This is a genomic window from Bradyrhizobium guangdongense (assembly GCF_006483445.1).
GTDB lineage: Bacteria > Pseudomonadota > Alphaproteobacteria > Rhizobiales > Xanthobacteraceae > Bradyrhizobium > Bradyrhizobium guangdongense_A.
Genome location: NZ_PPPT01000137.1, coordinates 23,021 through 29,630, shown reverse-complemented (window position 1 = coordinate 29,630; position 6,610 = coordinate 23,021). Strand labels below are relative to the sequence as shown.

The window sequence follows — 6,610 nt, the reverse complement described above, 5'->3', positions numbered from 1 at the left end:
CCGGCGCTGTTGGTCAGCGAAGCGATGGTGCCGCCGTTGGTCGCGGTCCCGGCATTCGACACGGCACCGGCGCTGCCGCTAGTGTTATTGAAGGTGCCGCCGGTGCCGTTGTCGACCGCCGCAAAAGTACCGCCGCTGTTGGTCACCGTGCCGCCGGTGACGGTGGTGGTGCCGGCAACCGAGCCGCCGCTATTGTTGGTGAACGTGCCGGCGCTGTTGGTCAGCGAAGCGATGGTGCCGCCGTTGGTCGCGGTCCCGGCATTCGACACGGCACCGGCGCTGCCGCTAGTGTTATTGAAGGTGCCGCCGGTGCCGTTGTCGACCGCCGCAAAAGTACCGCCGCTGTTGGTCACCGTGCCGCCGGTGATGGTGGTGGTGCCCGCAACCGAGCCACCGCTATTGTTGGTGAACGTGCCGGCGCTGTTGGTCAGCGAAGCGATGGTGCCGCCGTTGGTCGCGGTCCCGGCATTCGACACGGCACCGGCGCTGCCGCTGGTGTTGTCGAAGGTGCCGCCGGTGCCGTTGTCGACCACCCCAAAAGTACCGCCGCTGTTGGTCACCGTGCCGCCGGTGACGGTGGTGGTGCCGGCAACCGAGCCGCCGGTGTTGTTGGTGAACGTGCCGGCGGTCTGGACATTGCCGGTGATCGAACCTGCGTTCGCAGTGCTGCCGCCTGATTGCGAGAGCGAGCCTGCAAGGGTGGCGCTCGAATTGTTATTGAAAGTGCTTCCGCTGCTGCTGTTGCTGATGTTGCCCGTGGTGGTACCGGTGTTCGTGTATGTCCCCGTGCCGCTAATCGTGACGGTGTTGATCGTCAGGTTTCCGCTGTTGACGAGCGTGCCCAAAAAGACGTCGGCGGTCCCGAATGTGCTGGTGCCGGACAGCGTCAGCGTACTGACTCCGACTTGATTAATTCGCGAAACGCCGCCGTTAAGGTCATTGGCAATGCTGATGGCCTGCCCCGCATTGGCGAAGTTTCGGATCGAATCGGCTGCGACGTTGGCCAATGTAATTGCGGCGCCGGTGACCACATAGGATTGAGATGTGGCGATCTGGTTGAAGTACACGGCGCCAACTGCGACCGGGGCGGTGACGTTCACGGAGGTCGATCCCGTCCCCTCAAATAACGCGGCCACGCCGGCGCCGACGGGAGCGACCCCGGTGCTCCAGTTGCTGCCGAGGTTGTAGTCCGAGGTAAATGTCGTGCTTCCGGCCCCGCCCCAGATGGCCTGGGCCTGCGCCGCATCCGGCATTGCGACCAGCGTCACCGCCACCGCAGCGGATGCGAGCAGCGCAGCGCGATGGCTCAAAATGCTCTGAAAGCTTGCCATGGGTACCTGACGTCTGTTCGACTGTCAGGCCACTGGCGGCGCGACATTCCGACCGTACGGGAGGGAACCTTCGCCCACAATCCGAATAGAGCCGCGGCGGTCTATTGAATCGCTATGTGCTATTTCAGTTACAGTTCATTTCACCGCATTACCGGGCGCGACAAACTGTCAACCTAGGCGAGCGCCGGCTACTTTGCATGGGGTTGTTTCGAGATTTTGTCCGCTTACTTCGCCAGCGGCCGCAGCGTCTTCACCAGCTCGCCGTGCACGAACTCGTTGCCGCACACCACGTGCCCGGTCACCAGCGCGTCGCCTGAGGTGTCGATGTCGCTGACGGTGCCGCCGGCTTCCTTCACCATGATCTGGCCGGCTGCGATGTCCCAGGGCTGCAGGTTGCGCTCCCAGTAGCCGTCGAGGCGGCCAGCGGCGACGAAGGCGAGGTCGAGGGAGGCGGCGCCGAAGCGGCGCAGCCCTGCGACCTGATCCTGGATCGCGCTCATCTCGCGGCGGAACAGGTCGTGGTCGCCGCGGCCGATATGCGGCAGGCCGCAGGCCACGACGCATTCGTCGAGCTTGCGGCGGCCGGCGACGCGCAGGCGCTGGTCGTTGAGGAAGGCGCCCTTGCCGCGCTCGGCGATGTAGAGCTCGTCATTGGCGGGATTGTAGATCACGCCGGCGATGATCGTGCCTTCGCGCGAAAGCCCGATCGAGATCGCGAATTGCGGGATGCCGTGCAGGAAGTTGGTGGTGCCGTCGAGGGGATCGACGATCCAGGTGTGGCTCTTGTCGGTGCCTTCGCGCACTCCGCCTTCCTCGCCGAGGAAGCCGTAGCCGGGGCGTGCCTTGGCGAGGTCCTGGTAGAGGATCTCCTCGGCGCGCTTGTCGGCGAGCGAGACGAAATTGGCCGGGCCCTTCAGCGAGACCTGGAGATGCTCGATCTCGCCGAGGTCGCGCTTGAGGCTGCGGCCGGCGCGGCGCGCGGCCTTGACCATGACGTTGATAGTTGCGGAATACAGCATGATTTTCGGTCTTGATTGGGGGAAGCGGCGGCAAGCGGCCTGATCTCGAGGGATGGGGTGCCCTGCGTAGGGGCTAACGTCAAGTCATTTGGTCCCGAGCCATTTCTTGGCTGCGGCTTCGGCCGCCGCCCGGTCCTCGGGACTGAGGCTCGACAGTTGCGCATCGAGGTCCGGATCGCCCTTGCCGGCGGTTTTTGCGACCAGGTGCCATTTGAAGCCCTCGACCTTGTCGACCGGCGCGCCCATGCCGGTGATGAGGATGCGGGCCAGCCGGTTCTGGGCGATCGGCGAGTTCTGCCGGGCCGCCTTGCGCAGCAGCGCCACGGCCGCCGGCGGATTGCGCGGCGTGCCCGTGCCGTTGAACAGCGCAATGGCATATTCGACCTCGGCATCGACATTCTCGGCCAATGTCGCCGCCTGGAGCAGCCGCACCGCCTTGTCGATGTCCTTCTCGACGCCGGTGCCCTCCTTGTAGAAGGTCGCGAGCGCGTACTGCGCCTCCGGCAGTCCGGCATCGGCCGCCTGGCGCAACAGCTCTGCGGAGCGCCTGACGTCCTGCGGCAGCGTCTGTCCATCGAGATAGAGCAGCGCGAGATTATAGGCGGCCTTCGGCTCGCCGAGTTTTGCGGCGGAGGCCAGCAGCTTGACGGCCTCGCCCTTGTCGATGGGACCGCCGCGCCCGGCGATGCGCAGCATCGCGAGCTCGAACATCGCTTGACGGTCGCCCGCATCGGCGGCGCGCTTGTACCACTCGGCCGCCTTGGCGTAATCGCGCTTGATGCCGAGCGCACCCGAATAGAGCTGGCCCAGCATGGTCATGGCCTTGGGATCGCCGCCTTGCGCGCGCGCGGTGGCGAGGTCGAAGGCGGTCTTGTATTGGCCGCGCTGATAGGCGCCGTAGACGAGGTCGACATTGGAATTGTCGACCGGCGGCGCCGGGATCACCGTCGCCGCCGGCGGCGCGCTCGGCGAGGGCGACGGCTTTGGCGCCGGTGCGGCTTCCTTCTTCTTGGCCGGCGCGGGCGGCTTTGCGGCCTTCGGCTTCTCGGGCGGAGGGCTCGGCACTGTCGCCGGCGGCGTCAGCTGGATCTGCGCGGCCGCGGGCGCGGTCAGCAGCACCAGTGCGGACAGGATCGTGATCGAACGCGGGAGCATCATGACAATCGGCTATCCGCGCCGGCGGACGTGGTCGCCTCTGCATAGGCCTTCTTGATGGCAGCGTCGACGTCGGTCAGCGCGGCCTCCGGTCCGCGCGGATCGGCCCAGATGAAATCGCCGACCAGCACGAAATCGGCGCCCGACGCGGCAAACTCGAACGCTTCCGCCGAGGAGGTGGCAAAGCCCACGCAAGGCGGCTCGAACAGCTCGGCCCACCAGTCGAGCCGCTCGGCGATGGCTGAGGTCGACGGACGCTGGCCCTTCGCGTCGGGCTCGCCGAACAGCACATAGTCCGCGCCCATCTCGCCCGCGCTCATGGAATCGTGACGGGTGGCAAGGCCGCCGACGCCGGCGATGCGATCCGGCTTCAGCGAGGGCGCGGCCTCTTCATACGCGGCGATGCCGGTGAGATGCGCGCCGTCGGCGCCACCGCGCGCGACCAGCTCGGCATGGCCGTCGAGCAGCAGCGCTGCGCCTGCATGCTGCACCGGCGGCGCCAGCGCCTTCACACGCGAGATCATGGTGCGCTGGTCGGTCTCCTTCAACCGCACCAGCACGGCCGCGACATCGGCGGCGGCGAGCAGCGCAGGCAACTCTTTCACCAGCGCGGCGGGATCGTCGACGACCGGCGTTGCGAGATAGAGGCGCGGCGCGGGGCGCGCAGGCGCGGGCTTGGGTTTGTTCGACAAGTCTAGGCCGCCTTCTTTTCCTGGCTCGGATCCCATTTGCCCTGGCTCGCAAGCCCGTTCATGCGTGCGCGATGGGAGAAGGCGCGCTGGCCGGCGGCAACGTTCTCCGCCTTGCCGGACCATGCCTTCTGCGGCGCAGCCTGCAAGGCACGGCCATAGGAGAAGGTGAGGCCCCATGGCAGCCGGCCGAGCCGGTTCATGGCGTCGAGATGCGCGGTCGCTTCCTCATCCGACTGTCCGCCGGAGAGGAAGGCGATGCCGGGCACGGCCGCAGGCACGCAAGCCTTGAGGAGGCGCACGGTCTTTTCCGCGACCTCGGCAACGGAGGCCTGCTTCGCGCATTTCTTGCCAGACACCGCCATGTTCGGCTTCAGCACCATGCCCTCGAGCGCGACGCGCTGGACGCGCAATTCCTGAAACGTCTTGTTGAGCACGCGTTGCGTCACCTCATAGCAGCGGTCGATGTCGTGATCGCCGTCCATCAGCACTTCCGGCTCGACGATCGGCACGATCTGCGCGGCCTGGCACAGCGCGGCGTAACGCGCCAGCGCATGGGCATTGACGCTGATCGCGGTCATTGACGGGATGCCGCTGCCGATATCGATCACCGCGCGCCATTTGGCGAAGCGCGCACCGCGCTCGTAATATTTCTTCAGCCGCTCGGCGAGCTTGTCGAGCCCGACGGTGACTGTTTCACCCGGGCACATCGGCAAGGCCTGCGTACCTTCGTCCACCTTGATGCCGGGAATGGCGCCGCTCTGCTCGATCAGCTTGATGAGCGGCGTGCCGTCCTTCGCATTCTGCCAGATCGTCTCGTCATACAGGATGACGCCGGAGATGTGCTGGCGCATGGCCTCCTCTGAGCGAAACAGCATCTCGCGGTAGTCGCGGCGGTTTCCTTCCGTCGATTCCACCCCGATCGCGTCAAAACGCTTCTTGATCGTGCCTGAGGATTCGTCGGCCGCCAGGATGCCCTTGCCGGGCGCCACCATGGCGGTCGCTACTCTGTTGAGCTCAGTCAGATTCATCGAGAGATCCTCCCAAAACGATTCTGCCTTGCCCGGGAAAATAGACCGTTCTCGGGCAATTGCCGAGTTAACGTTCGTCGCAGGGTAAAGCGGGGAGACCGGTCATTCCGGGGCGCGCCGCCCGAACTCGGGTTTACCCGAGTTCGGCAGATTTGAAGAACCAAGTCGGCAGCAGCCGACTTGGTTGGCGCGAGCCCGGAATCCATTCATCTGCGTTGACGGTGGCCCGATGGATTCCGGGCTCGCCGCGTTGCGGCGCCCCGGAATGACGGAGGAGAGTGCGTGTCGGTCCTTTACGCCACCTTCGCGATCGCTACGCGACGCGGGGATCCAGCTCGCCCTTGGCGTAGCGCTTGGCCATGTCGGCGGTGGTCAGGATCTTCTTGAACTTGGAGGCCTGGCCGGCGGTGTTGAACTCCTGGAGCCGCTGCTTGCACAGCTTGGTCATGGCTTCCATGGCGGGCTTCAAATACTTGCGCGGATCGAACTCTTCCGGGTTGTCCTTCAGCACTTTCCGGATCTGGCCGGTCATGGCCATGCGGTTGTCGGTGTCGATGTTGATCTTGCGCACGCCGTTCTTGATGCCGCGCTGGATTTCGGCGACCGGCACGCCCCAGGTCGGCTTCATCTTGCCGCCATTGGCGTTGATGATTTCCTGGAGGTCCTGCGGCACCGAGGAGGAGCCGTGCATCACGAGATGCGTGTTCGGCAGCTTGCGATGGATCTCCTCGATCACGTTCATGGCGAGGATGTCGCCGTCAGGCTTGCGGGTGAACTTGTAGGCGCCGTGCGAGGTGCCCATCGCGATCGCGAGCGCGTCGACCTTTGTCTCCTTGACGAATTTTACGGCCTCATCCGGATTGGTGAGCAACTGGTCGTGCGACAGCTTACCCTCGGCGCCATGGCCGTCTTCCTTGTCGCCCATGCCGGTTTCGAGCGAGCCGAGCACGCCGAGCTCGCCTTCAACCGAAATGCCGCCGAGATGCGCCATCGTGGTCACGGTCTTGGTGACGCCGACATTGTAGTCCCAGTCGCCCGGGGTTTTGCCGTCGGCCTTCAGCGACCCGTCCATCATGACCGAGGTGAAGCCAGCCTGGATCGCGGTCATGCAGGTCGCGGCCTCGTTGCCGTGGTCGAGATGCACGCAGACCGGGATGTGCGGATAGATCTCGGTGACGGCGTCCATCATGTGCTTGAGCATGATGTCGTTGGCATAGGAGCGCGCGCCGCGCGAGGCCTGGATGATCACGGGAGCGTCGACCTGGTTGGCCGCGTCCATGATCGCCAGCGCCTGCTCCATGTTGTTGATGTTGAAAGCCGGGACGCCGTAGTCGTGTTCCGCCGCATGATCGAGCAATTGACGCAACGTGATCCGAGCCATCTGT

At 65.4% G+C, this 6,610-nt stretch carries 6 protein-coding genes; all 6 read right to left on the bottom strand.

The window, feature by feature from the left end; genetic code table 11:
- A partial coding sequence (locus C2U70_RS19945; protein WP_433960688.1) for a beta strand repeat-containing protein occupies positions 1–1,331 on the bottom strand: 1,331 nt, incomplete at its 3' end.
- 224 nt (positions 1,332–1,555) lie between these two features.
- Entirely contained in the window at positions 1,556–2,350 is a 795-nt protein-coding gene (locus tag C2U70_RS19940; protein WP_140980129.1) for an inositol monophosphatase family protein, read from the bottom strand.
- A gap of 84 nt (positions 2,351–2,434) precedes the next feature.
- On the bottom strand, positions 2,435–3,508 hold the full coding sequence (locus C2U70_RS19935; RefSeq protein ID WP_140980128.1) for a tetratricopeptide repeat protein: 1,074 nt from the start codon (positions 3,506–3,508) through the stop codon (positions 2,435–2,437).
- A complete protein-coding gene (locus C2U70_RS19930) occupies positions 3,505–4,197 on the bottom strand; it encodes a thiamine phosphate synthase (RefSeq protein ID WP_140980127.1) in 693 nt (230 codons plus the stop codon). Before C2U70_RS19930 ends, C2U70_RS19935 begins: the two co-directional genes overlap by 4 nt.
- A gap of 2 nt (positions 4,198–4,199) precedes the next feature.
- A complete protein-coding gene (locus C2U70_RS19925) occupies positions 4,200–5,225 on the bottom strand; it encodes a class I fructose-bisphosphate aldolase (protein ID WP_140980126.1) in 1,026 nt (341 codons plus the stop codon).
- A gap of 313 nt (positions 5,226–5,538) precedes the next feature.
- Positions 5,539–6,606 (bottom strand): class II fructose-bisphosphate aldolase, encoded by a 1,068-nt coding sequence (gene fba / locus C2U70_RS19920; RefSeq protein WP_140980125.1) that lies wholly within the window; start codon positions 6,604–6,606, stop codon positions 5,539–5,541.
- Between the last annotated feature and the right edge of the window lie 4 nt (positions 6,607–6,610).

Bases quoted from the DNA above. Each gene is read 5' to 3' on its own strand.
- C2U70_RS19940 (WP_140980129.1), bottom strand. From the start codon at position 2,350: ATGCTGTATTCCGCAACTATCAACGTCATGGTCAAGGCCGCGCGCCGC.
- C2U70_RS19935 (WP_140980128.1), bottom strand. From the start codon at position 3,508: ATGATGCTCCCGCGTTCGATCACGATCCTGTCCGCACTGGTGCTGCTG.
- fba (WP_140980125.1), bottom strand. From the start codon at position 6,606: ATGGCTCGGATCACGTTGCGTCAATTGCTCGATCATGCGGCGGAACAC.
- C2U70_RS19925 (WP_140980126.1), bottom strand. From the start codon at position 5,225: ATGAATCTGACTGAGCTCAACAGAGTAGCGACCGCCATGGTGGCGCCC.